This window comes from Saprospiraceae bacterium (assembly GCA_026129545.1).
Lineage (GTDB): Bacteria > Bacteroidota > Bacteroidia > Chitinophagales > Saprospiraceae > M3007.
Genome location: JAHCHX010000001.1, coordinates 839,334 through 866,149, shown reverse-complemented (window position 1 = coordinate 866,149; position 26,816 = coordinate 839,334). Strand labels below are relative to the sequence as shown.

The window sequence follows — 26,816 nt, the reverse complement described above, 5'->3', positions numbered from 1 at the left end:
ATGAACATTCGCAACATCGCCATTATCGCCCACGTTGACCACGGCAAGACTACGCTCGTGGACAAAATGATTCACGCCGCCAAGGTTTTTAAAGACCATGAAGTGACTGGCGAACTCATTTTGGACAACAACGACCAAGAGCGTGAACGAGGCATCACCATTTTTGCCAAAAATGTCGCCATCAACTACAAGGGCATAAAAATCAACGTCATAGACACCCCGGGACACGCCGATTTTGGCGGCGAGGTAGAGCGAGTGCTCAACATGGCTGATGGTGTCTTGCTACTGGTTGACGCATTTGAAGGGCCAATGCCCCAAACCCGTTTTGTGCTTCAAAAAGCACTGCAAATGGGCAAAAAACCTGTGGTGGTCATCAACAAAGTGGACAAGCCCAACTGTAATCCTGACTGGGCGCACGAGCAAGTCTTCGACCTCATGTTTGCATTGGATGCCACGGAAGACCAACTGGATTTTCCAGTTGTGTTCGGCTCTGCAAAACAAGGCTGGATGAGCCACGACTGGAAAAAGCAAACCGAAGACATCACGGTTTTGCTCGACGACATCATAAAATACATCCCGGAGCCGAAAGTGTCTGATGGCACAACACAAATGCTCGTCACCTCGCTCGATTTTTCCAACTACATCGGGCGTATCGCTGTGGGGCGTCTCTCACGCGGCAAATTGTCGGCCAACCAACCCGTTTCGTTGGTAAAGAAAGATGGCGCCATTCAAAAGCATCGCATAAAGCAACTGTTTGTGTTTGATGGGCTTGCCAAAAAAGAGGTGTCCACGGTGGAGGCAGGCGATATATGTGCCGTGGTGGGCGTGGACGGGTTTGAAATTGGCGACACCATCGCCGACTATGAAAATCCAGAGGCACTCGATCCGATTTCGATTGACGAGCCAACTATGAGCATGTTGTTCACCATCAATGACTCCCCGTTTTTCGGCAAAGAGGGCAAATTTGTCACAAGCCGTCACGTTCGTGAGCGCCTAGAAAAAGAACTAGAGAAAAATCTCGCCATGCGCATGGAGGAAACTGGCAGCGCCGACTCATTCATGGTGTTCGGGCGTGGTGTGTTGCACCTTTCTATTCTTATAGAAACCATGCGCAGAGAAGGCTACGAATTGCAGATTGGGCAGCCCCAAGTCATCATCAAGGAAATCAATGGCGTGAAATGCGAACCAGTGGAAGAGCTCACCATTGATGTGCCCGAAGAAACCAGCGGGAAATGCATCGAGTTTGTCACCCGGCGCAAAGGCGTGATGAAAAGCATGGAGCCTAAAGGCGACCGTTTTCTGTTGCGATTCGACATCCCCTCGCGCGGCATCATAGGGCTGCGTTCCAACATCCTCACCGCCACACAAGGAGAAGCCATTATGACCCACCGTTTTGAGGGCTACGAGCCGTGGAAAGGCGAAATCGCGGGCCGTCAGAACGGCTCCCTCATCGTCATGGAGACTGGCACAGCCATTGCATACTCGCTTGATAACCTACAAGATAGAGGCATATTCTTTGTTGAACCCGGAGAAGAAGTGTACGAAGGGCAGGTCATTGGTGAAAACAATCGCCCCAACGACCTTGTGGTGAACGTGACCAAAACAAAAAAATTGACCAATATGCGAGCTTCGGGAGCCGACGACAAAGCTTCCCTGCCGCCTCCACGCCGATTCACGCTCGAAGAGGCGCTCGAATACATTCAAGAAGACGAATACGTGGAGGTGACACCCAAGAGCATACGCCTGCGCAAGGTACACCTGAACGAAAACGACCGGAAGAAGGCCGAAAAGGCTATGGCTATGGCATGATTTGGCGACAGGTTGGCTGAAGGTAGGTTAATTGTAGCACGACAAAACACGAATCACCCCGCCTCCAGCCAACCAATTGTCAAATCAAACCTTTTTAAAAAAATTTCGTTTGCCAAAAAAATTTACTTTTGCAGCCATTTTTTGGAAAAACTACTGAAAATGGGTGCAAACGCAACGTAAAAAGCCTGCTCTCCGTCTTTTCTGGAAAACATTGGCGAACCGTTTGCACGCACTCGCGTCTAAACAATCAGTAACCAACAGCCAATAAACCTGTTCCCACATTTCACGATGCGCACCAAACTTTCTCAGTTCAATTTCAACCTTCCCAAGGAACTCATTGCTCAATACCCCATCGAAGAGCGCGACCAAAGCCGCCTTATGGTGGTCAATCGCAACACGGGCAAAATTGAGCACAAAATTTTCAAAGACCTCCTCAATTACTTCGGCGATGGGGATGTAATGATATTCAACAACACCAAGGTCTTCCCGGCCCGGCTTTTTGGCCAAAAAGAAAAAACCGGAGCCAAAATCGAGGTTTTTTTGCTTCGGGAACTCAACCACGACGCCCGCCTTTGGGACGTGTTGGTGGACCCCGCCCGCAAGATTCGCGTGGGCAACAAGCTCTATTTTGAAGACGAAAACGGCAACGATGCCCTCGTGGCCGAGGTGGTGGACAACACCACATCCCGCGGCCGCACGATACGTTTTCTTTTCGATGGAAGCGAGGATGATTTCCAGCGGGAACTCTCCAAGCTCGGCAACACCCCTCTCCCCAAATACATCGAGCGCGAGCCGGAAGCCATTGACCGCGAACGCTATCAAACCATTTTTGCCAAAGAAATGGGCGCTGTGGCGGCCCCAACCGCAGGCCTGCACTTTAGCCGCGAACTGATGAAACGCCTCGAACTTAAAGGGGTGAATTTCGCAGAGCTAACGCTGCACATCGGCCTCGGCACTTTCCGCACCATAGATGTCGAAGACCTCTCCAAACACAAAATGGAGGCCGAATACTTCCATATCCCACAGAAAGCCGTAGAGACCGTCAACAAAGGAATTCTTGCCGAAAAAAAAGTTTGCGCGGTAGGCACCACGGTCATGCGTTCCATTGAGACCGCCGTCTCTGCCGAAAAACTGCTCAAGCCTGTAGAAGGTTGGACCAACAAATTCATCTACCCGCCCTACGAGTTCAGCATCGCTAACAGCATGATAACCAACTTTCACTTGCCCAAGTCAAGCCTGCTCATCATGATTTGTGCCTTCGGCGGCTTCGAACTCATCATGGAAGCTTACAATCAGGCCGTGAAAGAAGAATATCGCTTTTACAGCTATGGCGATGCCATGTTGATTCTTTAAAAAAATCACCTCGACAAGCAACCGCCGCCCGGCAAGTCTGTTCTTAGAAGCCTCTGAACTTTTAAAAAACAACATTACCTATGTATTGGACACTTGAACTGGCCTCGTATCTCGAAGAAGCTCCTTGGCCGGCTACCAAAGACGAACTCATTGACTACGCCATTCGCTCTGGCGCACCGAGCGAAGTGATTGATAACTTGGATGAATTGGAAGACGACGGCGAGATGTATGAAGGCATTGAAGACATCTGGCCCGACTACCCACGCCACGACGACTTCTTTTTCAACGAGGATGAGTATTGACGAAGTCACCGATTTTTGGCTTTGTTTACGCATCTCTCAAAGGAGCTATCCCCGACTTTCGGAGGTAGCTCCTTGACTTTTCCAAAACTGACAAACAGACGACACTCCCGATTTTTTTTCGCAATGGTGTGAAAAGATATGTTCCTTTGTGAAACAAATTTTTCAATCCACATTGCCATGAACCGATACCTACAGCTCGCGCTATTCCTGTGCCTTGCCTCATACAGCGCATCCCACGCACAAGATTACGAGTCATCCATCCAAGTCATCAGCGCCTCTGGCAAAACAGGCACTCAAAACGGCCTTACTTTCAGCTACACCGTCGGAGAGCCTTTCATCACCACCCTTTCGGGCAACAGTCGCAAACTAACGCAGGGATTCCACCAACCGGAACTTTCCACCTCCGTCTCCGTCAACAACCCCGACATGGCAGATTGGAATATCGAGGTGTTTCCCAACCCGACCACAGATGTGCTGACCATACGTTTTTCAGACACAAAAGACTCCGCGCTTCGTGCCACTGTCGTCAACCTACTCGGACAGGTCATGATGGCCAACCAACCCTTGACCCAACCCGACGGCTCTCGACTTGATTGCACGGCTTGGCAGCCGGGCATCTACATCTTGCATCTTCAGGACCCTTCCACCCTCGGAATGACATCCGTGCGATTCATAAGGCTTTGATTCCTCAAAGCAGCTTTTGCCTTGTCAATCCCATTTCCTGTCCCTTTCTTCGGTTGTCGTTCCCTCTGACCAGAAGACAATCCTGCTTCACACTGACGATTCTTTTTTTTCCTAAACTGATTTTCCCATGAGAAGTCGTTTGTTCTTTTTCCTATTGGCATTGTGCCTCGCACTTCCACTTGCAGCACAATTTACCCCACAAGGTTTTAATTATCAAAGCATTGTAAGAAACGTGAACGGCGCACCGCTCACCAATCAGACAGTAGTGCTACTTTTTTCCATTCGCAGCGGCGCTCCCAATGGGCCAGTAGCCTACTCCGAAAAACAGACCATCTCGACCAATGAGTTTGGCCTTGTCAATTTGGTCATTGGGCAAGGTGGCACACCGCTCCAAGGCAGCTTTTCCACCATTAACTGGGGGGGGGGCGCCAAATTCCTCACTGTGGCGTTGGAGACCTCTCCCAACGTCTTCGACGAATTAGGCTCCTCCGAACTCATGAGCGTGCCTTATGCACTCTATGCCCAAAGCACAGCCACTGGTGGGGGCGGGGGCGACAACTGGGGCTCGCAAACAGTAGTGACTGGACCTGCCCTGAGCGGCAATGGCACTGCCGCCAACCCGCTCTCCATCGCACAACAAGGTGCCACGACGGGGCAAGTGTTGAAATGGGACGGAACAAAATGGATACCTCAAGACGACATTGTTGGCTCCGGCTCTGGCGGCGGCACCGTGACTCAAATCAACACAGGAGCGGGACTCACAGGAGGGCCTATCACAACTTCTGGCACCATTAGTCTGAACAATACAGGGGTCGCACCCGGCATTTACGGTAGCGCCACCGAAATCCCCGTTATCACGGTAGATGCCCAAGGCCGCGTGACCGATGTGTTCAAGACAGTCGTTCAGCCCGGCACAGTGGGCATCACCGGAGCAGCTGGCATCAATGTGCAGCAAAATGGCTCCAACTTTGTCATCACCAATACTGGCGACGTGGACCCGACCGACGACATAACCAATTCCAGCATCGCAGACGGCGACGTTAGCGGGCCTTTCAGCAATTTGCAAATCAAGGCAAACGCAGTGGGCACCAACGAAATAGCCAATGGAGCCGTGACGGGCGCAAAACTCAACAACATGAGCGCCACGAACGGACAAGTCCTCAAATGGAACGGCACCACTTGGGCTCCCGCAGCAGATGCTGGTATCACCACGGTCGGCATAACCGCTGGAACAGGCATCTCCGTGACTGGCAACTCGCCAAACTTCACCATCACAAACACGGGCGACACCAACCCCAATGACGACATAACCATCGTAAGCATCGCTGACGGCGAAATCACCGGCAATTTCACCAATTTGCAAATCAAAGCAAACGCGGTGACGAGCAACAAAATAGCCAATGGAGCCGTCACCAGCGCAAAACTAAACGATATGGGAGCCTCTAATGGCCAAGTGCTCAAATGGAATGGCACGGCATGGATTCCATCAGCCGATGCAGTCGGCAACACCACCGTGCTGCCGGGGCCGGGCATCTCAATCGTTGCGGCGGGCAATTCCTACACCGTCATCAACAACGGCGACCTCGACCCCTTCGACGACATTACCACCAACTCGCAGGCTGGCGGCGACCTCTCTGGCCCATTCTCCAACCTCCAACTGAAACCCGCCGTCGTCACCAACTTGGAACTGGCCAACAACTCCGTTGGCACCACCAATATCATCAACGGTTCCATCACCGGAAACAAACTCAACAACATGAGCGCAGGTGTGGGTCAAGTACTCAAATGGAACGGAACGACATGGGCGCCTGCCAATGATAACTCGGGCGGCGACAACTGGGGCACGCAGGTCGCGCAAACCGATGCCACACTCACTGGCGATGGCACACTCATTTCCCCGCTAAAGATTGCGCAGCAAGGCGCGACAAGCGGCCAAATACTGAAATGGAATGGTTCCACATGGTTTCCAGGCAATGAAACTGGCGACAATTGGGGCGCACAGACCGCCGTCGTCGCAACCGCACTCACTGGCAACGGCACCGCAGGCAGCCCATTGAATCTGGCCCAACAAGGCGCCACCAATGGCCAAGTACTAAAATGGAGCGGCTCTGCTTGGACTCCGGCAGCCGATGCTGGCGACGACTGGGGCGCTCAAACCGTGGCGGTCGCACCCGCACTCACAGGCAATGGCACCGCAGGCAGCCCGCTCAACCTCTCTCAGCAAGGAGCCACCGCTGGCCAAGTGCTGCACTGGAGCGGCTCCGCATGGGTACCCGCCACATTCACTGGCGACAATTGGGGCACTCAAACCGTGGAAACTGGCACAAGCCTTGTCGGCGATGGCACCGCCAGCAATCCGCTTGAAATAGCCCCACAAGGAGCAGTGGCCGGGCAAGTGCTAAAATTCGATGGCACCAACTGGCTTCCCGGCAACGACGCGGTGGGAGGCACAGGCGATATTTACAACGCTGGCACAGGCATCAGCATCAGCGGCTTATCGCCCAATTTTGTCATCAACAACACGGGTGATTTGGACCCAACCAATGAACTACAAACACTCAGCCTCAACGGCAACAACCTGTCGCTCTCCAACGGCGGCGGCACCGTCACCCTACCTGCCGGCAACAATTACAATGCTGGCACAGGCATCAGTATCACGGGCAACGCCCCCAACTTCACCATCAACAACACGGGCGATACCGACAACGACCCCGCCAACGAGCTGCAAACATTGAGCATCTTGGGCAATCAACTGACCCTTTCCAACGGCGGAGGCTCCGTCACGCTGCCCGATGGCGACAACTATACCGCTGGCGTAGGCATCAGCATCACCGGCAACGCTCCAAATTTCGTCATCAACAACACAGGGGACGACGACGACGACCCGACCAACGAGCTGCAAACCCTCAGCCTCAACGGCAACATACTCGAAATATCTGGCTCTGGCAGTACAGTGGACCTCAGCACAATTGGCGGCGGCACAGGCGACCCCAACTGGAAATTGAACAATAACAACATCTACAATACCAATACTGAAAACGTGCTGATTGGCACTATGACCAGCACGACCGGCAAATTGCAAGTAGTCAACAATGACAATGGCGAAGGTGTATATGCCCAAAACAGCAACAGCTCGGCAGCCATCATTGGCCAAAACAACGGCGTAGGCCCCGGAGGCGTATTCACCTCGGCAGGCGGCGCGGCATTGTTGACCAAAGAGGGCAATGTAGGCATCAATGTCGCATCGCCCGCCTTCCGCTTGGACGTGGACGGCGACGCGCGCATCAAAAGCTCGGTTTCCACACCTCAACTTACCGTAGAGCAGGCAAGCGCCGATTTCTCGCGCGTTTTGCTGAAAAACAGCGGAGCTGGAGGCTGGACTTTGGCCGGACGCGGTGGAGCCACATCTTTGTTCACCATTGATGGAGGCACTGGCACAAGCCTAGGCCTCAACCCTGCTTTTGCAGCCAACGGCACGGGCAACGTCGGGCTGAACGGCATCAACAACGGCCCATCTTCCGTCAAAGTTTTCCAGCGCGATAAAGACGCTGCCTTGTCGCTCGAAAATCAATTGGGCCGACGCTGGGATTTTGAGGTGAACGCGCTCGGCAACTTGGTACTCTACAACGACCAAATCGGCGCTGGTGTGCCCGCTGGCACTTTCAACGCCTTGACGGGGCTTTATTTGCCCTCCGACAGACGTTTGAAAAAAGAAATTGCTGCCATTCCAATGGGCATTTTGAACAAAATCATGCAGCTCCAGCCAGTCTCATACTACTACACGGCTGAGCAAGACATGAAAAAACGCTCGCTCGGATTTATTGCCCAAGAGGTGGAATCCTTGTTCCCAGAGCTCGTTGGTGAAAGTCAAGGCCGCGACGGCCAGACCAACTACCTTTCGCTCAACTACGCTGGTTTTGGCATCCTCGCTATCAAAGCCATTCAGGAACAGCAACAACAAATTGACTCATTGAAATCCGAAAACGAGGCGCTTCGCAAACAAATGGAGAAATTTGAGGCGCGATTGCAGCAATTGGAGCAAACAAGAAAATAATGCCTTTTGGCGAAAATCACCTTGTTTCGAAAAACGGCTAAGCAGAAGCCACAGAGTCGAAGGGGGATTCTGTGGCTTCCTTCTTTCAAACTAAACGGAGAAAACTACCATGCCTCGAAGCGCAATCACTTGGCTAATGGCAACCTTTATCGCCGCCGCGACCCCCTACGGGGCAGTCGCAGCGCAGGTCGCCATCGCAGACACCTCCTATTTCGATTATCGAGACACTTTTTGCTCCAACCAGACCTTGCTGATTGGCAACCAAATTTTCGATGCGTCCAACCCGAGCGGCACCGTTTTTTTGCCCGGAGCGGCGAGCGGCGGCAACGATAGCGTCATTTTTGTCAATTTGGTTTTTTTCCAACCCCCCATCACCATATTAACCCAAAGCCTTTGCGGTGGCGACACCGTGTGGGTGAACGGAAGGGCTTACCATTCCAAATTTTTTCTCGGGGAGGAAATCGTGGACGACGGAGCGGCCAATGGCTGCGACAGCATCATCCGGGTGAACCTGAGTTTTTACCCAAATGAACTTGACTACGAAGCAACCATCTGTGAGGGCGACACGATTTTTTTCAATGGAAAAGCATATCACGCTTTCAACACATCGGGTGAGGAGAGGATAAGCGGCGCTGGCGCAGCAGGATGCGACAGTATCATAAGAATCAATCTGAATGTCTTGGTGCCCCCGTTTAGCATTATCGCCGACACATTGTGCGCCGATGATTTTTTAATCGTCAATGGCCATCGGTACGACCGTGAGAATCGCGCTGGTCTCGAAATTTTGCCGGGTGCGGGCACTAACGGCTGCGACTCGTTGGTGTACCTCAGCCTCGACTTCCGCGAAGGCTGGGTCTATTTGGGCGAGGACAGGGAAGTATCGCGGGGCGACACAGTGTGCATCACGCCACTGTTTGGCCTTGTGCCGCAAAGCCTTGAATGGCAACCTGCCCCACCCTGCCAAGACTCGCTTTGCGTCATGCCCTGCATTGAATTGAGCAGCACTGCCTATTATCGCCTCATCGCTACCGACACCAATGGCTGCACGGCCAGCGATGAAATCCGAATTTTTGTTGCCAATGAAGACAGGGTGTATGCGCCCAACGTGTTCAACCCAGATGCGCCTTCTCCAAACAACCGTTTTTTCATAAGCACCGACAACGACGTGGCCATCGTCCGCCGAATGTTGATTGCCGACCGATGGGGTGGCATTTTGTTCGACAAAAACGACCTCATCCCTGATGACCCAATGCAGGGCTGGGACGGCACTTGGCGTGGGAAAACCGTGCAGGTAGGGGTCTACACCTATTGGATGGAGTTGGAACGCATGGACGGAACGCGGTTTGAGAAGGCTGGCACGATAAGCGTGGTTCGCTGACGCGCCGCATCAAGCCAATTCCACGATGGTCACGCCTTCGCCGCCCCCCTCTTGTTGCGGATGGTAAATGTTGGAGATGTTGCCGCCATACTCGCGCAATTTTTGTCGAACCACCTTGCGCAGCACGCCGTCGCCTTTGCCGTGCAGGATACGCAGGTTGCTGGCGTTGGCCAGCAGTGCGTTGTCCACGAATCTTTCCAGCACCTGCAAAGCCTCCTCTTTGCTCATGCCTCGCAGGTCAATTTTTGCATCGAAAGCTGCCGACTGCTGCAAGTCCGTAGCTGTGATGTGGGCTGTTTGTTGTATCGGCTCGGCAGCAGGAAGCAAGTCACGCAAGTGAGCCGTGACACGAATGCCTCCCATAGCGAGGCTCGCTTTTTGTCCTTTTATTTCCTCAACGCGACCAATGGCTCCCCCAGCCCTCAATCGCACAAAATCGCCCACCGCCAAGGGCTTGCTCGATGCGGAAGGCACCGCTTTTTCTTCCAGCCGAATCACCTCTGCATTCACCTCATCCACCTGACGAGCCTTGTCGCTGCGCTCTTGCCGAAGCTTGGCCGACACCTCCAAAGCCCGTTCGAGATTTTTTTCCTCTTTTAGTTGCTTGATGAGCTTGTCCACCTCGCGGTTGATATTGGCACTGACGCGCAGCTCGTGTTCTTTTTGATTCAGCTTAAGCTGCTTGCGTTTCACCTCCAAATCGTGGTGCATGGAGTCGTAAGTCTTGACGAGACGTTCGAGCGATTGTTCTTTCTCAGTGACTGATTGCAGCTTTTCTTCCAATTCCTGCTTCTCGCGCTGCAGCTCAATCAAGATGTCGTCCACTGCGGTCTCGGAGCCAGTACGGTTGCGAGCGTATCCGATGATGTCGCGCGGCAGGCCGCTTTTTTCGGCAATCTCAAAAGCGTAGGAGCTGCCGGGGCGTCCCACCTTCAACTCATAGGTCGGTGAAAGGGTGTCTTTGTCGAAGTGCATGTTCCCGTTCAGGATGCCGGGATTGCGAAAGGCAAACACTTTCAAATTGGAATAGTGGGTGGTGATGACAGCATATACCCCCTTGCGGTGCAATTGGCGCAAGATGGCTTCCGCGATAGCGCCGCCGGGTTTGGGGTCGGTGCCGCTGCCCATTTCATCAATCAACACCAATGTGTGAGGATTTGCTTTTTCGAGAAAAACACGGGCGTTTTGCAGGCGCGAGGAGTAGGTGGAAAGGTCGTCATCGAGGCTTTGCTGGTCGCCGATATCGGCAAATATTTGCTTGAAAATGCCAAACTCGCTCAATTCGTGCACTGGCACAAGAAGGCCGCTCTGCACCATGAGTTGCAACAGCCCGACCGATTTCATGGCCACCGACTTGCCGCCCGCGTTAGGACCGGAAAGGATAAGAATGTGATTTTCGGGGTTCAATCGCAAATCGAAAGGCACGGTCTTTCTACCCAAAGGTTTGTTTTTGAGAAACAACAAAGGGTGATAGCCTTTCCGAATGGCGATGATTGGTTTTTCTTTCAAAACAGGCATCCCTGCGCGAAGGGAAAGGCCGAGCTTGGCTTTGGCCTGTATTTCGTCGAACCGCACCAGCGTCTCCAGATAACCCCGAATCATCGGGCTGTAAGGGCGAATCGTCTCGCTCAGGTCACGCAGGATGCGGAATACCTCCCGGCGCTCGTCGTGCTCGAGGTCGAAGAGGTCGTTGTTGATTTCGATGACGGCCTCCGGCTCGATGAACGCCGTGCGCCCCGTGTCGGACTCGTCGTGGATGATGCCCCTGATTTTGCGCTTGTGCTCGCTGGGCACGGAGAGCACGCGGCGACCATTGCGGAAAGATTCGGGCGAGTCGGACAGCCAACCTTTGGCACGACATTCTTGGATAATCTGACGAAAACGGGCATCCAACTCCCTCACTTTTTGCTGCATCTCGCGGCGAATACGCATGAGCTCGGGCGAGGCATCGGGGCGAATCTCTCCCTTCTCGTCGAATACCGCATGGATAGATTTTATCAAGCCCTCATCGAACGAAAGCGGTCGGGTGATGTCGTAAAGTTTTGGATAAATCTCTTTTTTAGGCCCAGCGGAGAAAAACTTGAACACGTCGCGCATCAGTTGCAAGATGCGCAAAATGCCCTGAAACGACTCTGCCTGCAACGTATAGCCTTCAATTTCGAGCATCTTCAAATCCGGTCGGATATCGGGAAACGACTCCAACGGGAATCGGTCGTTTTTTTCCAAGGCAAGTTTGAACTCGCGCGTCTCGCGCAAGGCAAGGTCTATTTCCGAAAAATTTGTCTTTGGAAAAGTCTGTCGCAACGCTTCCGCCGCCATGGGCGTAAGTGCCTCCCTTTCAAGCAAATCAAGGATTTTATCAAACTCGAGTTTACGAAAAACGTCTTTCGGTTCAAAAGTCATATCAGATTCACGGTTTACGGCACACGGTGAACGGTCGGCCACAAAATTACCGCCCTTCAAACAAAATCCTGACATGGAAGTTCCTCAGAGCCATCCGATGAAAACCCAGCAGATGCTAAAATTGGCTGTTCAAGATATTTTAGTCTAAAATCCGTTGCAGGCGACAGCCTATAATTACATTTGCTGCTCGTTTTTCAAAATTTTAAACTACTGCCTTATGTTGAAAAAACTACTTTTTTTCGTCGTTGCGTTTGCTTTTGCACTGCCTATCGTCGCGCAACATCAACGCCGAGTGCTCATTGAAGAATTCACCAACGCTTCTTGTGGGCCTTGCGCCGCTCAAAACCCTGCCTTTAACGCCACCGTCAAAGCCAATGAGCAGTATCTCACGCCCATCAAATATCAGACGAGCTGGCCCGGTTTCGACCCGATGAACCAGCAAACTCAACCTGAAGTGTTGCCTCGCGTACAATACTATGGTGTGACAGGCGTGCCCAACGGACGGCAAAACGGCATCTTGGAGATATTTCCCATGACCTCCTACAATGCCGCCACCATTCAGGCCGCATACAACACCCTCACACCAGTCACGATTGAGTTGAGCCACGAAATCAACGCTACCTACGACACTATCCACATCACGGTCGCCGTGAAATCCGATGAAGAGTTGACAGGCAACCTGCGGCTGCGCGTGGCGGTGCTAGAAGAAGAGATTCTTTTTGAAACAGCACCCGGCTCCAACGGAGAAAAAGATTTCTTCCAAATCATGCGCAAGATGTTGCCCAACTCGGCTGGCACCGAAACGGGTGCCTTTGAGGCCGAAGAAGTGAAAGAATACTCGTTCTCTTGGGCTTTGAGAAACATCTACGACCTGAACCAACTGTGCGTGGCTGCATGGCTGCAAAATGATGCCACCAAGGAAGTGTATCAGTCCGAGCGCACTTTCCCCAAAGGCGACATCCCCGGTTTGGGCATCAAGATTCCTTCCGCCAGCGGCTTCGCTTGCGAGTCGGGTGTCTCGCCTTCTTTCACCATGACCAACACCAGCACGGAGCCGCTCACTTCGGCTGAGATGCGCTGGCGTGTGGGCACCGGCGCTTGGAACAACTATTCTTGGACGGGCGACCTCGGCCCCGGCGAGTCGGAGGTCATCACACTTACCGAAGTGACTATCACTCAATCTGGCCTTGTCAACGTCTCGGTGGAGCCGCTTGCGTCCAACAACGGCATCCAGACGAACATGGTGAACCCCGTCTCTACCCTCCAAATCAGGGCGCTCTTGGGCGCTCCTTCTTCCACGCCGTTTGAGCAAGGTTTCCAAATGGTGGCATTCCCTCCGGCTGGTTGGTCGTCGGAAAGTGTCACAGTGGGCACTGCCACCCATGGCTGGAAATTGTTTACGGGCGGTGGTGCCAGCAGCACTCGCTCGGCACGTTGCAACTTCTTTGACTATGCAACAGGCCTTGCCACGCTCACAACCCCCAAATTGGACCTGAGCCAAGCAGACGGCGTGACCACACTCACTTTTGACCACGCTTACGCATACTACAGCAGCACATTTTTCGACAGCTTGCGCGTGCAGATTTCAAACGACTGCGGTGCCACTTGGCAGACGCTTTTCCACGACGGCAAAGACGGCTTGTCCACAGCGCCTCCCCAGACGGGCGCCTTCACCCCAACTGCCAGCCAGTGGGCGAACAACTCTTTTGACATCAGCCAATTCAATGGTAGCGACCAAGTGTTGATTCGTTTTGTCGGCGAGACCGGATATGGCAACCACCTTTATATTGACAATGTGAACGTGACCGCACTCGTCAGCGTCAAAGAGCTGGCGCTCAACACGTTCAGCATCCGTCCCAATCCCACTCGCGACGCTACACAGGTTTTCTTTGGTCTCGAAAAACCCGAGAGCATCCAACTTTCCGTGTTCAATGCTCAAGGCACCTTGATGCAAACAAAGCATCTGGGCGACTTGCCTTCGGGTGAGCACACCGTGCGCCTCGATGCCAACAATCTGCCTGCCGGGAGCTATCGCGTGGTGCTGCAAGGCAAGGAAGGAGTGGCAACCGCCCTTTGGATGATTGTCAAATGACGATTTAAGACCCGCGCTCAGTACTTGCGAAATTTTACCAGCGGCGACCGTTTTGTGCGGTCGTCGCTTTTGTTTTTTTGTTTTGTCAATCACCTCGCGCTGTCAAGTTTTCAGCATGGATGAAGTCTTGGTTCATTCAAAATCAGGGAGAGCAATCACGAACATCTAACAAATCTTGACGAATCAAGGCATACTTTTGCCGTTGCCGCTTTGTCGGAATACGTCCGCCATTGGTGCGTTCTTGCAGAATGGGCTGATTCCGACAGGATGGCAAAAAATTGAGGAGAAATGAAACTCTACATCATCGCGGGCGAAGCCTCTGGCGACTTGCACGGTTCCAATTTGATTAAGGCTTTGAAGGCGCAAAAACCTGATGTCCAATGCCGCGTGTGGGGAGGCGACCTGATGCGGGCAGCTGGCGGCGAACTGGTCAAACACTACCGCGACCTTGCCTTCATGGGCTTTCTCGAAGTGGCGAAAAACCTGCGCACCATCCTACGCAATATTGATTTCTGCAAAAAAGACATCCTTGCCGAACAGCCCGACGCACTGGTGCTGATAGATTACCCCGGCTTCAATCTCCGCATCGCAAAATGGGCCAAACAGCAGGGGCTAAAAGTCATCTACTACATTTCCCCCCAAATCTGGGCTTGGCACTCTTCGCGGGTGCACGATATTCGCCGCGACGTGGACAAGATGCTGGTCATCCTGCCTTTCGAGGTTGATTTTTACAAAAAATACGGTGTCGAGGTCGAGTTCGTCGGTCATCCCTTGCTCGATGCAATAGATAGCGAAGGGGTGACTTCAAATCACTCCCTCCCTAAGAACAACTTAGTGACCCTCCTTCCCGGCAGCCGCCGCCAAGAGGTACAGCGGATTTTGCCGCGAATGTTGGAAAGCACGGTTGACTTTCCCGAACACGAATTTGCCATCGCGGGCGCTTCATCATTGGAAGCTGAATTTTATCAACCTTTTTTAGAAAAATATCCAAACGTGCGGCTCGTGCAAGGAGACACCTACAACTTGTTGCGGCAGTCGAAAGCAGCGTTGGTGAAATCGGGCACTTCCACACTGGAAGCGGCGCTGCTCGGCGTGCCAGAGGTGGTGTGTTACGCTGGAAGCCCGGTTTCTTTTTTTATTGCAAAAAGATTGGTCAATGTCCAGTATATCTCGCTGGTCAATTTGATTATGGACAGACCGCTTGTGCGAGAGCTGATTCAGGATGAATTGGATAGGGAGAATATAAAAACCAGTCTCGCCGAAATTTTGAACCCTGAAAAAGCGGCGGAATTGCAGGCGGGCTATGCCGAATTGCGCGAGCGATTGGGTCAGGGGGGGGCTTCGGAAAGAGCGGCGCAGGCGATTTTGAAGCACTTGAACAGGCAGACCGAAATCTTGCCCAATAACCGCTAAACAGGCACGGGCCACCCCATATCAAAGTGGGATGACCCGCGCCTGAAAATAAAATCGTGAGTAGAGATGGTTTATCTCTGCACCATAAACTTCAATGTGCGCGAGCCTTCTTTTGTAGCAATACGCGCCAAGTAAATGCCCGCCGCCAATCCGTTGAGGTTGAATTTCCGAATTTCGTTTGTGACCCCTTGGCGGTCTTCGATATTGACAACCCGACCGCTCAATTCGGCAATTGTGATGGTGACATCTGTCGGCCGGTCAAAATTGAGGTCAAGATTGAGGATATCACTTGCAGGGTTGGGGAATACTTTGAACGCGGACTCCGGCAGCGGCTTGTCGTCAGTGGTGGAGAGCAGGCTGATGTACATACGCACCACAGCACTAAAATCATCGCCAAAACCACCCAAAAACCATTGGCTGGTGTAGATGACCGTGCTGATGGTGTTGTAGTACTTGATTTTGCGGTTGAAAGCATGGTTGGTCTGCTTAGCCTCTTCGGGATAGCCAACCATGAGGAAGTAACGCCCCCCCGTCTCCAGCGGAACACCCGGCAAACCAGATTCAAAATCAATGATTTCCACTTGTTGAAGTTGTCCGGGTGTAATGGTTGGTGGCGCTGAGTAATCGGCAAAACCCAGCCATTCCAAACTATTCCCGGGAAAAGAATTCACTTCAAAATTGGAAAAATCAGGCGCTATGTCGTCGTTTACCTTGAACAAGTAAACTGCAGCTTTTACGTCTGTAAGTAGCAACTCAGCAGGGTCGGTCGAAAATGCAAAAACGGCGTTGGTTGCTTGATATTTGTCGTTGGTGCCACTGCCCATGAGGTAATAGTTGCCAACGTTCCAAGCAATATCCTGAGCGGTGCGAGTATATGATTGTGGTTCGTCCTCCTTTGCAAAGTATTCATCAGTCACGATGAATGGGCTGCCGCCCACATTGTCGTCAGGCCGCAAGTCAATGGAATCTGCATAAACCTCATATCGAATGAGATATTCCCCTTTCGGCAGCTCCGGCGCATACAAGGTTGAAAAATCGATGGCGCTATCAACCACGCCGGGATTAAGAACAGCCACCACCACACTGTCCTCAAACAAAACTTGTTGGGTCAGGGTATTTTCCACCGCCGCTTTTACGACGATATTGGTCATTGGCTCCAATCCTTTGTTCGACAAGGTGACGAAGAAGCCAAATGTGTCGGTCGCAATTTGCGAGGCAGGTGTAGCATAGCTGGAAGCAGGATAGAAAAAGTTGGTCATGGAAATATTGAACCGCGCCGTAGGGTTCACATCGTAAATTTCCACGTCGTCAAGATTCCAGAAATACTCCCAGTTGCCCGTCCACTGCCACTGAACATAAACCGTGGGCTTGTCTGCAGCCACAGACGATATATCCACGACGATTTCTTCTGGGTTTTTTGACCAACGCACACCTGTGGTCAGACCGGGAAAAATAACATACTCGGTCCAGTTAGTGCCATCCGAGCTGACACGCAGCACGGCACCAGATTCGGCAGAAACCGTATAAACACCGATATGTGCCTGAAAGGTGATGAATACTTGGTCTTTACCCGAGCAGTCAATAGCGGAAGTAGTGAGACGAGATATGTGATTTTGGGGTAGCGCAAGTGGTTCGTCCGAGTCCAAAGTCATGAATCCGGTGGAGCTGGTTGTCGCTTTGAAAGGCTCTTGCAGATTGATGCCATCGTTGAAAATGGGCGAGCAGCCAGCGTTTGAGTTCCCAAGCAAGGGGTCTGGGCACCATGTCCAGAGAATGTTTTGGCCAGATGCGTCGGTGGTCGTCCAACCCGCAGGGAATCCATTGGTAAAATCCTCACTCCAGAAAGGAGTGGGGGCTTGACTTTGAGATGTTAATGCAAAAAGCATTAAGAAAGCCGCAGAAAAAAGCAATTTTGATTGGTTTAGCATATCGTAGAAAGTTTAGTGTCCCCAAAGAGAAAGCAAGTCGAAGATGCAGCTCTTATGGCATTTCGGCGTAGAAATAGTCGGTTTAGACTAAAAATAGCGCATAATGGATTCCCTTTGCGCAACGACTTCGTTCGTCAGTTGGCCTTCTTCATCTCCTTCGCCCAAGCGTCTTTCAGCGTAACCGTGCGGTTGAACACAGGCTTTCCCGGCGTCGAATCAGGGTCAACGCAGAAATAGCCCAATCGCGTGAACTGAAATTTTTCGCCTGCCTTCGCTTCTGCCAACGCAGGCTCAATCAGCGCATTATCAATGATTTGCAGTGAATTTGGGTTGAGCGTGGATTTGAAATCCTCTTCGGCTGCCGGGTCTTCCACTTGAAAAAGGCGGTCGTAGAGCCGCACTTCGGCGGTCTTGGCCGTAGCCGCTGAAAGCCAGTGAATCACCCCCTTCACTTTGAGGCCGGAGGTGTCGTTGCCGGAGCGGCTTTCCGGGATGTAGGAACAATGTAGGGCCGTGATGTTGCCGTTCGCATCTTTCAATACTTCGTCGCAATGAATGATGTAGGCCGATTTGAGCCGCACCATGCCGCCGGGCGAGAGGCGGAAATACTTGGGCGGCGGATTTTCCATGAAGTCGTCGTGTTCGATGAAAATTTCTCTGGAAAAGGCGATAGGCCGACCGCCCGCGTCCGGGTCTTCGGGGTTGTTTTCTGTCTCGAGATGCTCCACTTGGCCTTCCGGGTAGTTGGTAATCACTACTTTGAGCGGAGCGAGTACGGCGAAGCGACGCAGCGCGATTTTGTTCAGGTGCTCGCGGATGCAAAATTCGAGCAGCGACATATCGGCCACCATCTCGCGTTTGCCCACGCCGATGCGGTCGCAAAATTCGCGGATGCTCTCGGGTGTGTAGCCGCGCCGGCGGAAGCCCGAAATGGTGGGCATACGCGGGTCGTCCCAACCCCGCACATGACCTTCCTCCACGAGTTGCTTGAGTTTGCGTTTGCTCGTGACGGCGTAGGAAAGATTGCGGCGTGCGAATTCGTATTGTTTGGAGGGGAAAATGCCGAGTTGTTCGATGCACCAGTCATAGAGTTCGCGGTGCGGCACGAATTCCAAGGTGCAGATACTGTGCGTGATATGCTCGATGCTGTCGCTTTGGCCGTGCGCCCAGTCGTACATCGGGTAGATGCACCAGTCGTTGCCCGTGCGGTGGTGGTGCGCGTGTTTGATGCGGTAGAGCAGTGGGTCGCGCATAATCATGTTGGGCGAGGCCATGTCAATTTTGGCGCGGAGCACGCAATGGCCGTCAGGGAATTCGCCCGATTTCATTTTTTCAAACAAGGCGAGGTTTTCTTCGGGCGAAGTGTTGCGATAAGGGCTGTCTTTGCCCGGCTCGGTCGGTGTGCCTTTCAGCGCAGCGATTTCTTCGGCAGTGGAAAAATCGACGTAGGCTTTTCCTTTCCGAATCAAGACTTTAGCCCACTCGTAGAGTTGTTGAAAATAGTCGGAGGCGTAGAAGATATTGGCGGGCTGGAAGCCCAGCCAGCGCACGTCGGCGATGATGCTGTCCACATACTCGGTGTCTTCGGTGACGGGGTTTGTGTCGTCGAAGCGAAGGTTGGTTTTGCCGCCGTATTTCAGCGCGAGGTTGAAATTGAGGCAGATGCTCGTGGCATGGCCGATGTGCAGGTAGCCGTTGGGTTCGGGGGGGAAGCGGGTGAGGATGTTTTTTTTCTTTTTCTTTTTATCTGTCTTCAAGTATTCGACGACTATTTCCTCCAAGAAATTTTCGGGCGTAGGCAATTCAGCCAAGTCTTCGGCAGCGTTTACCCGCACAATTTTTTCCCAATCAATCTGGCCCGTGGAAGTGCAAAATTCTGATAAAAATTCTCTGGTAAAAGTGTTGATTTTTGCGGCATAGGCAGTATCAAAAGCCTCGTTCCTTTCTTTCGCTTTGTTGCCTATGGGTTCGATAATGTCGAGGTAAAGTCTTTTATCACCAGAGATGAACTCCCAGAATCTTTGTCCGCAGTATTTGAAATAATCGCCCTTGTCAGGCTTGTTGTCACGTCCATAGCAGCAGCCATTGACCGCCACTACGTTCAGGTTTGAATTGCTTGTTCGAAGTGTCTTTTTCGCGTTTTTGAAATCTTGTTTCAGTTTTTCCAATTGGCGGCTGTTTCCCCAATTTGGGCCAGACTTGATAGAAACGATGTATCGAACATTGTCTTTGTCAACTTCCAAATCAATCCCCGGGATGCCGGATTTTCGCCCGTCATACACTTTTTGATTGACGAAAATGGCAAGGCCCTCCAGCCAGTCGCCAAAGATGGTTTCTTCGTGTGATGACAAATGGGCATCCACGATGTTGCGGACTATCTGTTCGGCGGTAGCGACATTTTTTGCCCTAAATAGGTATGGGTTTTTTCTTTTCAGAACATCGGTAAGTTTTAAACTGATAAGACTGTCGAGCCTTTTTTCGTGGAAAACAGGAATGTTCTTTTCAACGTACTCAACTACGTCACTTAGATGGAGTGGATTCATATACCGATTCAGGTTCAAAGAGATAAAGATTGACGGGTTCGATTTGTCGCTGCATCATTTGGAAGTATTCGGGAACGATTTCGATGCCGATACTATGCCGGCGCATTTGCTGTGCCACTTCGAGGGTCGTGCCAGAGCCGGCAAAGGGGTCAAGCACCGTGTCGCCTTCTTTCGTGAAAAGTTTGATAAACCATTCGGGCAGTTCCCTTGGGAAGGCTGCGCTGTGATTCTTGTTGCTGCATTCGGTGGCGAGATGGAGCACGTTGGTGGGATATACCAACTCCCTGCCGACCCAATTGGAGACGTTTTTGCCAAATCCGCTGCCGTTTTTGGCGTTGTCGCGACGTTGGTCGGTCGCGCTCAAATTGCGCAGACGCCCTTTTGCCCAATCGCCGACCGGAACACGCACTTCGTCCTGATACATATTGAACTTCCGGTTTTTGTTGAATTGCAAGAGTCTTTCCCAACTGTCGCGAAAGCGATTCGACCATTTTCCGGGGTAACTGTTTTTTTTATGCCAGATGAATTCTTCTGTCCAGAGCCAACCTTGTTTGCGCATCTCTAAAATCAACTCCAAAACATAAGTGCTTCGCTCGCCCTCTGACACTTTTTCTTTGATGTTCAGGATGAAAGTGCCGTCGGGTTTCAACACGCGCAGCAGCTCTTCTCCAATCGGCAAAAACCAATTGACGTACTCTTCTGGGGTGATGCCGCCATAAGTGGATTTGCGTTGGTCGGCATAGGGAGGAGAAGTGAAAATCAGGTCTACGGAGTTATCGTTTAGTTTTTTCAACTCCTTGGCCGAGTCTCCGAGTATCAATCTTGTGTTGATTTGCATTTCAAACTTTTTCGCAAAACTCTTGAAATTGTCTGGCCTTTAAAACTTTTTATTGTGTTTACTTTCGATAGGCTTCGGATTTTGCGTGAAAGCCAAGCGCTTCCTCAAAACAACCCCATCACCTTCCCATGCTCGTCAATGTCAATTTTCTCGGACGAAGGCACCTTCGGCAGCCCCGGCATGGTCATGATGTCGCCACAAATCATCACGACAAACTCGGCGCCTGCGGCCAGCCGCACTTCGCGGATTTTGACCACATGGCCGCTTGGGGCGCCCCGCAGTTTCGGGTCGGTGGAAAATGAGTACTGGGTTTTGGCGACACAGATGGGCAAATTTTTGTAGCCCTGCGCTTCTATTTTTTTGATTTTCGACAACACATCCGGGTCTGCGATAATGTCGGAGGCGCCGTAGAGTTTTGTGGCGATGGTTTTCATTTTTTCCCAAAGGGGCATTTCGTCGGGATAGAGAAAGCGGAAATCGCTGGGGGTGTTTTCGACGGTTTCCACCACGCGGCGAGCCAGTTCTTCCGCTCCTTTGCCTCCCTCCGCCCAATGTCGGCCCAACACGGCGGGGGTGTTTCGCGCTGCCAAGCGTTCCAGCAGCAAATTGATTTCTGCCTCCGTATCGTGCAAAAAGTGATTTATTGCCACCACGCACGGAAGGCCGAAGTGGTCTTGGATGTTGGAGAGATGGCGTTCGAGGTTGGCGAAGCCTTTGCCCAACGCGACGAAGTCTTCCCGGTTGAGGTTCTCGGCATCGGCGCCACCGTGATATTTGAGCGCCCGAACAGTGGCGACAATCACGACCGCGTGCGGGCGCAGGCCGCTTTTTCGGCACTTGATGTCTATGAATTTTTCGGCGCCCAAATCAGCGCCAAAGCCAGCTTCCGTCACCACATAGTCGGCGAGTTTGAGGGCGTTTTTGGTGGCCAGCACGGAGTTGCAGCCATGCGCGATGTTGGCGAATGGGCCGCCGTGCAGCAAAGCGGGCGTGTGTTCGAGGGTTTGCACCAGGTTCGGTTGCAGCGCGTCTTTGAGCAAGACTGCCATGGCGCCGTGCGCGTTCAGGTCGCGTGCCCGCACTGGTTGTTGGTCGCGGGTGTAAGCCACGACGATGTTGCCGAGGCGTTCCTTCAAATCCTGCAACGAAGTGGCCAGGCAAAAAATAGCCATGACTTCGGATGCCACCACGATGTCGAAACCGTCTTCGCGTGGAAAGCCGTTGCCCGTGCCGCCGAGACTCACCACCATGCGGCGCAGGGCGCGGTCGTTCATGTCCATCACCCTTTTCCATGTGATGCGGCGCACGTCAATGCCGAGCGCGTTGCCGTGGTGGATGTGATTGTCTATCAAGGCCGCGAGCAGGTTGTTGGCCAGTGCGATGGCGTTGAAATCGCCCGTGAAATGAAGATTAATATCCTCCATCGGCACCACCTGTGAATAGCCACCGCCTGCCGCGCCGCCTTTCATGCCGAATACGGGGCCGAGGCTTGGCTCGCGCAGGCAGATGACGGTTTGTTTGCCAATGCGGTTGAGCGCGTCGCCCAAACCAATGCAGGTGAGTGTCTTGCCCTCGCCGGCAGGCGTTGGGTTGATGGCTGAAATAAGAATCAATTTGCTGTCGGGGCGCGGAGGAAGAGCGGCGAGATAATCGAGGGAAATTTTTGCTTTGTAGCGACCATAAGGTTCGAGGGCTGTTTCAGGGATTCCCAATTTTTCTTCTGCGAGCTGTGTGATTTTCTGCAAAGTTGCTTTTTGAGCAATCTCGATATCTGAGTACATGGCGGAACGGAGGCAGTGCCGCAGGCACTGTATTGTGGTGTGATAGATTTATTTGGCAAAAAAGCAGAGTGGATTGGAGTGGGAGACACATTCGTTTGAATCCGCTTCCCGAAATGTTGTTCAACAATGGCACTCAAGCAAACAGCGTTTACTTTTGCGGCGCAAATTCCGGCAATTATGAAAAAATACAACCTCCTTTTTCCGCTTTTTTGTGGTTTCATTCTTTTAGCGTCTTTCAACACCCTGCACGCGCAAAACGTCGGGGTTGGCTTTCAGGCTGGCGACCCCACCGGGCTTAATCTTCACTTTCGCGGCACCAAGCCGATGCGACTCGACTTTCTTTTCGCTTGGGATTTCAGTGACCGCGACCGCAATTTTTTTTTCGTGAACGTGCATGGTTTGTTTTTCAAACCGCTGAGCACCAGCCCTAAATTCAACTTTTACTACGGGCCGGGAGGCTATGTGGGTGTGCGCGAGCGCAACCGCCGGGATAAGGACGACGAAACGGTGGTGGGCTTGAGCGGCAATTTTGGCCTGAACGTGGAGATTGACCGCTTCGATATTTTTATTCAACTCACGCCACGGCTCGACCTCGTACCGGACACCAATTTCGATATGGGTGGAGGTATCGGGGCGCGGTTTTTCTTTTGATTTTTTCGCGGAAGCGTGGAGAAGCCCCCCTTGGCAGATGTTCCCAAAAAAATACGCGTCTTTGCGCTTTTGCGAGGAGTTTCTTTTACATCCGCTCCGGCATCTCCACCCCCAGCAAGCCCATTCCTGATTTCAACACTTGCCCCACCGAACGGCTCAAGGTCAGGCGAAACGCCTTTGCCTCTGCCGTGTCAGCATTGAAAATCGAAAGGTCGTGCCAAAAGCGGTGGTATTTCTTCGCCAAGTCGTAGCAGAAGTTGGCGACGAGCGAGGGGTCGTACCCTTCGGCGGCTTTCAGCACCACGTTCGGGTAGTCGTGCAGAGCCACAAGCAGTTCCTTTTCCTGCGGCTGAATATCGCCGTAGGCGCTAGTCTTCGACAAGTCAACTTTCTCTTTTTCAACCCGTTGCATGAGGCCGTTGATGCGGACGTAACTGTACTGGATGTAAGGCCCCGTCTGTCCTTGCAAATCCACCGACTCTTCGGGGTTGAATATCATCTTTTTGTGCGGATGGACTTTCACGATGAAAAATTTGAGCGCCCCCATGCCCACGCGGCGCAGGTTTTCCTGCCGCTCTGCTGGCGAAACGCCCTCTATCTCGCCACGCTCCGAAGCCTGCTCGTTGGCCAAGCGTATGACCTCGGCGATGAGGTCGTCGGCATCCACCACCGTGCCTTCGCGGGTTTTCATGCGGCCTGTCGGCAGCTCCACGAGGCCGTAGGAAAGGTGGTGCAGCCCTTCGGCGTAAGGCTCGCCAAGGCGTTTTAGAATCTCGAACAAGACTTGGAAATGGTAATTCTGCTCATCGGCCACGACATAGACGTAGCGTTCGCAGCCCAGTTCCGCGTGGCGCATTTGCGCCGTGCCGAGGTCTTGCGTGATATAGACAGAGGTGCCGTCGGAGCGCAGGACGAGTTTTTGGTCGTGGCCGGCATCGGTCAGGTCAACCCACACCGAGCCGTCGTCTTTTTTGAAAAAAACGCCTTTCGACAGGCCCTCTTCCACGATGTCTTTGCCGAGGAGATAAGTGTCGCTCTCGTAATAGAGCTTGTCGAACGAGACGCCCAAGTCGTTGTAGGTCTGTTCAAAACCCTCATACACCCAGCCATTCATTTTTTTCCAAAGCGCGAGGGTGTCGGGAGCGTGGGCTTCCCATTTTAGGAGCATCTCGCGCACTTCTGCCCCAAGCGTGGAGTGGTCGTTGAACCACTTGTTTTTGTATTCCTTGAAAAATTCTTTTTCTCCTTGGTTGGGCTTTTTCTTTGTTTCAAAAATGCGTTTTGCCTCTTCGGTTTGTTGCCATGCGTCGTACTCGGCTTTGGTTTTTTGCTCGAAAAGGACGTACCAATCGCCTACGAAATGGTCAGGTTTGATGCCTGTGTTTTCGGGTGTTTTACCGGCTCCCCATTTTTGCCAAGAGAGCATACTTTTGCAGATTGCCACGCCACGGTCGTTGACGATTTGGGTTTTAATGACCTCATAACCAACGGCTTCCAATATCCGCGAACAGGACCAGCCGAGCAGGATGTTGCGAATGTGGCCGAGATGCAGGGGCTTGTTCGTGTTGGGAGAGGAGAACTCGACCATCACCTTGCGTCCGTTGCGCGGTTGGCGGCCAAAGTCGGCGTTCGCGGAAATGGATTGCAGGAATTGCTGCCAGTAAGTGTCGCTGATTTCGAGGTTCAAAAAGCCTTTGACGACGTTGAAGGATTTTACCTCCGCTACATTTTTTTGCAAATACTCGCCAATCTCGACCGCCGTCGCGTCGGGCGCTTTTTTGGCAATTTTCACAAAAGGGAAAACAACGACCGAATAATCGCCCGTGAAATCGGGCGGGGTGTTGTTCACCTGCACTTTTGAGGGTTCGGTGGCTTCGCCATAGAGTTTTTCAACGGCCTGAGCGACGGTGTTTTGAAGGGTATGAATTATGCTTGACATGGTGCTTGCATGAAAAATGAGGGGGCAAAAGTAGCGGTTAGGCCATTTCCACCGCGCATTCTTTTTCGGTGAGCTCGGCGAGATTGTGCTCCACCATCATGTCGAGCATTTTGTTTTCGAGCAAATCCGCAAAGGCTTCGAAGTAGTCAACCGCGTCTTTGCGGCTGTTGCGTCGCAGCCACCTGAATCCGCCGGGGAGGTGCCGCAACACCGCTCGGTCGTCGAGATATTCGAGATGGTGAATATCGGTGGGCGTAAGGCCAAGTTCCATCAGTTTTTGTACTATCAAATCAACAGGTGCCCCGGTTATTTGACAGTGATTTTCGGCGATTTCTGTCCATTCGCCGGCGCTGGCAAGTGCAAAGGCCTGAATTTCTTCCGCAGAAAAAGCGGTGGCGACTTGTGCGAGGTTGCCACAATTGCACTGCCCGTGATGTCCCCAAGCGTACGGCGCTCCGTCGCGGAGGCGTTGTGCGGTTTCACGGAGGGCATGGATAAGGGTATGATTTGCGTGAGCCATTGTGTTGTGTTCGTTTTGTGGCGAAACAGATGACGGAGTGAGTGGTTTTGAAAATAACAAACTTATGCCAGCGAGGGCATTTCTCTGACGGGTGTGCCGTGTTCCAGCACTTTCAACTCTTTCATGGCCTTGTAGTTCGTCAGGTCGTGCATGGAAGGCACCACCGAGATGAATCCGTTTTGCAAGGCCCAGATATCGGTGTCGTCGGCATTGTCTTCGTTCACGAACTCGCCTGTGAGCCAGTAGTATGGCTGGCCGCTGGGGTCGCGTCCTTCCATGAATTTTTCCACCCAACGCGCATCTGCCTGACGGCACACCCGCAGGCCGCGAATTTGTTCGGCAGGCAGTTTGGGAATGTTGACATTCAGCAAGTTGCCATGTTTGAAGGGATGTTGGAGGGCGTGCTCCATTACTTTCCTGACCCAGGGTTTGGAGGGGCTGAAGTCTGCGTCGAAACTAAAATCGTCGAGTGAAAACCCAATGCTCTTGATGCCTTCAAGTGAGGCCTCCATGGCAGCTGAGAGCGTGCCGGAGTAGATGATGTTGATGGAGGCGTTGCTGCCGTGGTTGATGCCTGACACGCATAGGTCAATACTGCGGCCTTTGAGCACGACGTGCTTGGCCAATTTTACGCAGTCCACGGGAGTGCCCGAACATTCCCACGCTTCCACGTCGGGCGGGAAAAGATTGACTTTTTTCAGGCGCAGGGGGTCGTGGATGGTGATGGCATGTCCCTGTCCGCTTTGGGGCGAGTCAGGGGCTACCACTACCACATCGCCGAGGGCGGATGCGATTTCGACCAAGACTCGGATGCCGGGGGCGACGATGCCGTCGTCGTTCGTGACTAGGATGAGAGGTCTTTTATTCATGGCGCAAAGTTATACCCAGATTAAAGAAGATTTGAACCTGCCAATTGGCAAGGCAGGGATTCCCTTGATTGATTTGTGTGATTTTCAAAGGATTGCGAGCGTCGTTGGTTCAAAAAAACCTTGCGTTGACGATATTGGCTGGGATGTTCCTGATTGGTTCGCATGGCTGACAAAATCATGGGGCTGTTTTATGCAAAATTGCTTGGCCTTGACGGTCTGCCGTGTGATGTTGTCGCACCGAGTGACGGATTTGTTGAAA

At 52.4% G+C, this 26,816-nt stretch carries 17 protein-coding genes; 9 read left to right on the top strand and 8 right to left on the bottom strand.

Features of this window, described 5'->3' with window-relative positions; all coding sequences use genetic code 11:
- The 6 genes from typA to KIS77_03060 all read left to right on the top strand — a co-directional run bounded on the left by typA (position 1) and on the right by KIS77_03060 (position 9,580).
- Positions 1-1,809, top strand: a complete 1,809-nt coding sequence (gene typA, locus KIS77_03085; protein MCW5921301.1) for a translational GTPase TypA — start codon at positions 1-3, stop codon at positions 1,807-1,809.
- A 288-nt stretch (positions 1,810-2,097) separates the two neighbouring features.
- Entirely contained in the window at positions 2,098-3,162 is a 1,065-nt protein-coding gene (gene queA / locus KIS77_03080; protein MCW5921300.1) for a tRNA preQ1(34) S-adenosylmethionine ribosyltransferase-isomerase QueA, read from the top strand.
- An 80-nt stretch (positions 3,163-3,242) separates the two neighbouring features.
- Complete coding sequence (locus KIS77_03075) at positions 3,243-3,464, top strand: DUF2795 domain-containing protein (protein ID MCW5921299.1); 222 nt, start codon at positions 3,243-3,245, stop codon at positions 3,462-3,464.
- 177 nt (positions 3,465-3,641) lie between these two features.
- Positions 3,642-4,148 (top strand): T9SS type A sorting domain-containing protein, encoded by a 507-nt coding sequence (locus KIS77_03070; protein MCW5921298.1) that lies wholly within the window; start codon positions 3,642-3,644, stop codon positions 4,146-4,148.
- Positions 4,149-4,275: 127 nt separating this feature from the next.
- Positions 4,276-8,202 carry a tail fiber domain-containing protein gene (locus tag KIS77_03065; protein MCW5921297.1) on the top strand — a complete coding sequence of 1,309 codons (3,927 nt, stop codon included), beginning with the start codon at positions 4,276-4,278 and terminating at the stop codon, positions 8,200-8,202.
- A 136-nt stretch (positions 8,203-8,338) separates the two neighbouring features.
- On the top strand, positions 8,339-9,580 hold the full coding sequence (locus KIS77_03060; protein MCW5921296.1) for a gliding motility-associated C-terminal domain-containing protein: 1,242 nt from the start codon (positions 8,339-8,341) through the stop codon (positions 9,578-9,580).
- A 9-nt stretch (positions 9,581-9,589) separates the two neighbouring features.
- Here the strand turns inward: KIS77_03060 and KIS77_03055 are convergent, their stop codons facing one another.
- Complete coding sequence (locus tag KIS77_03055) at positions 9,590-11,983, bottom strand: Smr/MutS family protein (GenBank protein MCW5921295.1); 2,394 nt, start codon at positions 11,981-11,983, stop codon at positions 9,590-9,592.
- Between the two features lie 217 nt (positions 11,984-12,200).
- Between KIS77_03055 and KIS77_03050 the strand changes: the two genes are divergently transcribed.
- Complete coding sequence (locus tag KIS77_03050; GenBank protein ID MCW5921294.1) at positions 12,201-14,075, top strand: Omp28-related outer membrane protein; 1,875 nt, start codon at positions 12,201-12,203, stop codon at positions 14,073-14,075.
- Positions 14,076-14,363: 288 nt separating this feature from the next.
- Complete coding sequence (gene lpxB, locus KIS77_03045; protein ID MCW5921293.1) at positions 14,364-15,488, top strand: lipid-A-disaccharide synthase; 1,125 nt, start codon at positions 14,364-14,366, stop codon at positions 15,486-15,488.
- Positions 15,489-15,559: 71 nt separating this feature from the next.
- On the opposite strand, the gene KIS77_03040 is transcribed toward lpxB, so the two are convergent.
- The 4 genes from KIS77_03040 to KIS77_03025 form a co-directional block, all read right to left on the bottom strand.
- Positions 15,560-17,416, bottom strand: coding sequence for a T9SS type A sorting domain-containing protein (locus KIS77_03040; protein ID MCW5921292.1), 1,857 nt, complete (start codon positions 17,414-17,416; stop codon positions 15,560-15,562).
- 134 nt (positions 17,417-17,550) lie between these two features.
- Positions 17,551-19,959, bottom strand: coding sequence for a glutamine--tRNA ligase/YqeY domain fusion protein (locus tag KIS77_03035; GenBank protein ID MCW5921291.1), 2,409 nt, complete (start codon positions 19,957-19,959; stop codon positions 17,551-17,553).
- Positions 19,937-20,797 carry a site-specific DNA-methyltransferase gene (locus KIS77_03030; GenBank protein ID MCW5921290.1) on the bottom strand — a complete coding sequence of 287 codons (861 nt, stop codon included), beginning with the start codon at positions 20,795-20,797 and terminating at the stop codon, positions 19,937-19,939. Before KIS77_03030 ends, KIS77_03035 begins: the two co-directional genes overlap by 23 nt.
- 104 nt (positions 20,798-20,901) lie before the next feature.
- Positions 20,902-22,578, bottom strand: coding sequence for a formate--tetrahydrofolate ligase (locus KIS77_03025; protein ID MCW5921289.1), 1,677 nt, complete (start codon positions 22,576-22,578; stop codon positions 20,902-20,904).
- 177 nt (positions 22,579-22,755) lie between these two features.
- Here KIS77_03025 and KIS77_03020 point away from each other — a divergent pair, with 177 nt between their 5' ends.
- Positions 22,756-23,229 carry a hypothetical protein gene (locus tag KIS77_03020; protein MCW5921288.1) on the top strand — a complete coding sequence of 158 codons (474 nt, stop codon included), beginning with the start codon at positions 22,756-22,758 and terminating at the stop codon, positions 23,227-23,229.
- An 85-nt stretch (positions 23,230-23,314) separates the two neighbouring features.
- Here KIS77_03020 and KIS77_03015 read toward each other — a convergent pair whose 3' ends face one another.
- The 3 genes from KIS77_03015 to surE form a co-directional block, all read right to left on the bottom strand.
- Entirely contained in the window at positions 23,315-25,168 is a 1,854-nt protein-coding gene (locus KIS77_03015; GenBank protein MCW5921287.1) for an arginine--tRNA ligase, read from the bottom strand.
- 37 nt (positions 25,169-25,205) lie between these two features.
- Complete coding sequence (locus KIS77_03010; GenBank protein ID MCW5921286.1) at positions 25,206-25,688, bottom strand: hypothetical protein; 483 nt, start codon at positions 25,686-25,688, stop codon at positions 25,206-25,208.
- Positions 25,689-25,750: 62 nt separating this feature from the next.
- A complete protein-coding gene (gene surE, locus KIS77_03005) occupies positions 25,751-26,557 on the bottom strand; it encodes a 5'/3'-nucleotidase SurE (protein ID MCW5921285.1) in 807 nt (268 codons plus the stop codon).
- Between the last annotated feature and the right edge of the window lie 259 nt (positions 26,558-26,816).

Excerpts from the sequence above, each read along its gene's own strand:
- typA (MCW5921301.1), top strand. The coding sequence starts at position 1 with ATGAACATTCGCAACATCGCCATTATCGCCCACGTTGACCACGGCAAG.
- queA (MCW5921300.1), top strand. The coding sequence starts at position 2,098 with ATGCGCACCAAACTTTCTCAGTTCAATTTCAACCTTCCCAAGGAACTC.
- KIS77_03075 (MCW5921299.1), top strand. The coding sequence starts at position 3,243 with ATGTATTGGACACTTGAACTGGCCTCGTATCTCGAAGAAGCTCCTTGG.
- KIS77_03070 (MCW5921298.1), top strand. The coding sequence starts at position 3,642 with ATGAACCGATACCTACAGCTCGCGCTATTCCTGTGCCTTGCCTCATAC.
- KIS77_03065 (MCW5921297.1), top strand. The coding sequence starts at position 4,276 with ATGAGAAGTCGTTTGTTCTTTTTCCTATTGGCATTGTGCCTCGCACTT.
- KIS77_03060 (MCW5921296.1), top strand. The coding sequence starts at position 8,339 with ATGGCAACCTTTATCGCCGCCGCGACCCCCTACGGGGCAGTCGCAGCG.
- KIS77_03055 (MCW5921295.1), bottom strand. The coding sequence starts at position 11,983 with ATGACTTTTGAACCGAAAGACGTTTTTCGTAAACTCGAGTTTGATAAA.
- KIS77_03050 (MCW5921294.1), top strand. The coding sequence starts at position 12,201 with ATGTTGAAAAAACTACTTTTTTTCGTCGTTGCGTTTGCTTTTGCACTG.
- lpxB (MCW5921293.1), top strand. The coding sequence starts at position 14,364 with ATGAAACTCTACATCATCGCGGGCGAAGCCTCTGGCGACTTGCACGGT.
- KIS77_03040 (MCW5921292.1), bottom strand. The coding sequence starts at position 17,416 with ATGCTAAACCAATCAAAATTGCTTTTTTCTGCGGCTTTCTTAATGCTT.
- KIS77_03035 (MCW5921291.1), bottom strand. The coding sequence starts at position 19,959 with ATGAATCCACTCCATCTAAGTGACGTAGTTGAGTACGTTGAAAAGAAC.
- KIS77_03030 (MCW5921290.1), bottom strand. The coding sequence starts at position 20,797 with ATGCAAATCAACACAAGATTGATACTCGGAGACTCGGCCAAGGAGTTG.
- KIS77_03025 (MCW5921289.1), bottom strand. The coding sequence starts at position 22,578 with ATGTACTCAGATATCGAGATTGCTCAAAAAGCAACTTTGCAGAAAATC.
- KIS77_03020 (MCW5921288.1), top strand. The coding sequence starts at position 22,756 with ATGAAAAAATACAACCTCCTTTTTCCGCTTTTTTGTGGTTTCATTCTT.
- KIS77_03015 (MCW5921287.1), bottom strand. The coding sequence starts at position 25,168 with ATGTCAAGCATAATTCATACCCTTCAAAACACCGTCGCTCAGGCCGTT.
- KIS77_03010 (MCW5921286.1), bottom strand. The coding sequence starts at position 25,688 with ATGGCTCACGCAAATCATACCCTTATCCATGCCCTCCGTGAAACCGCA.
- surE (MCW5921285.1), bottom strand. The coding sequence starts at position 26,557 with ATGAATAAAAGACCTCTCATCCTAGTCACGAACGACGACGGCATCGTC.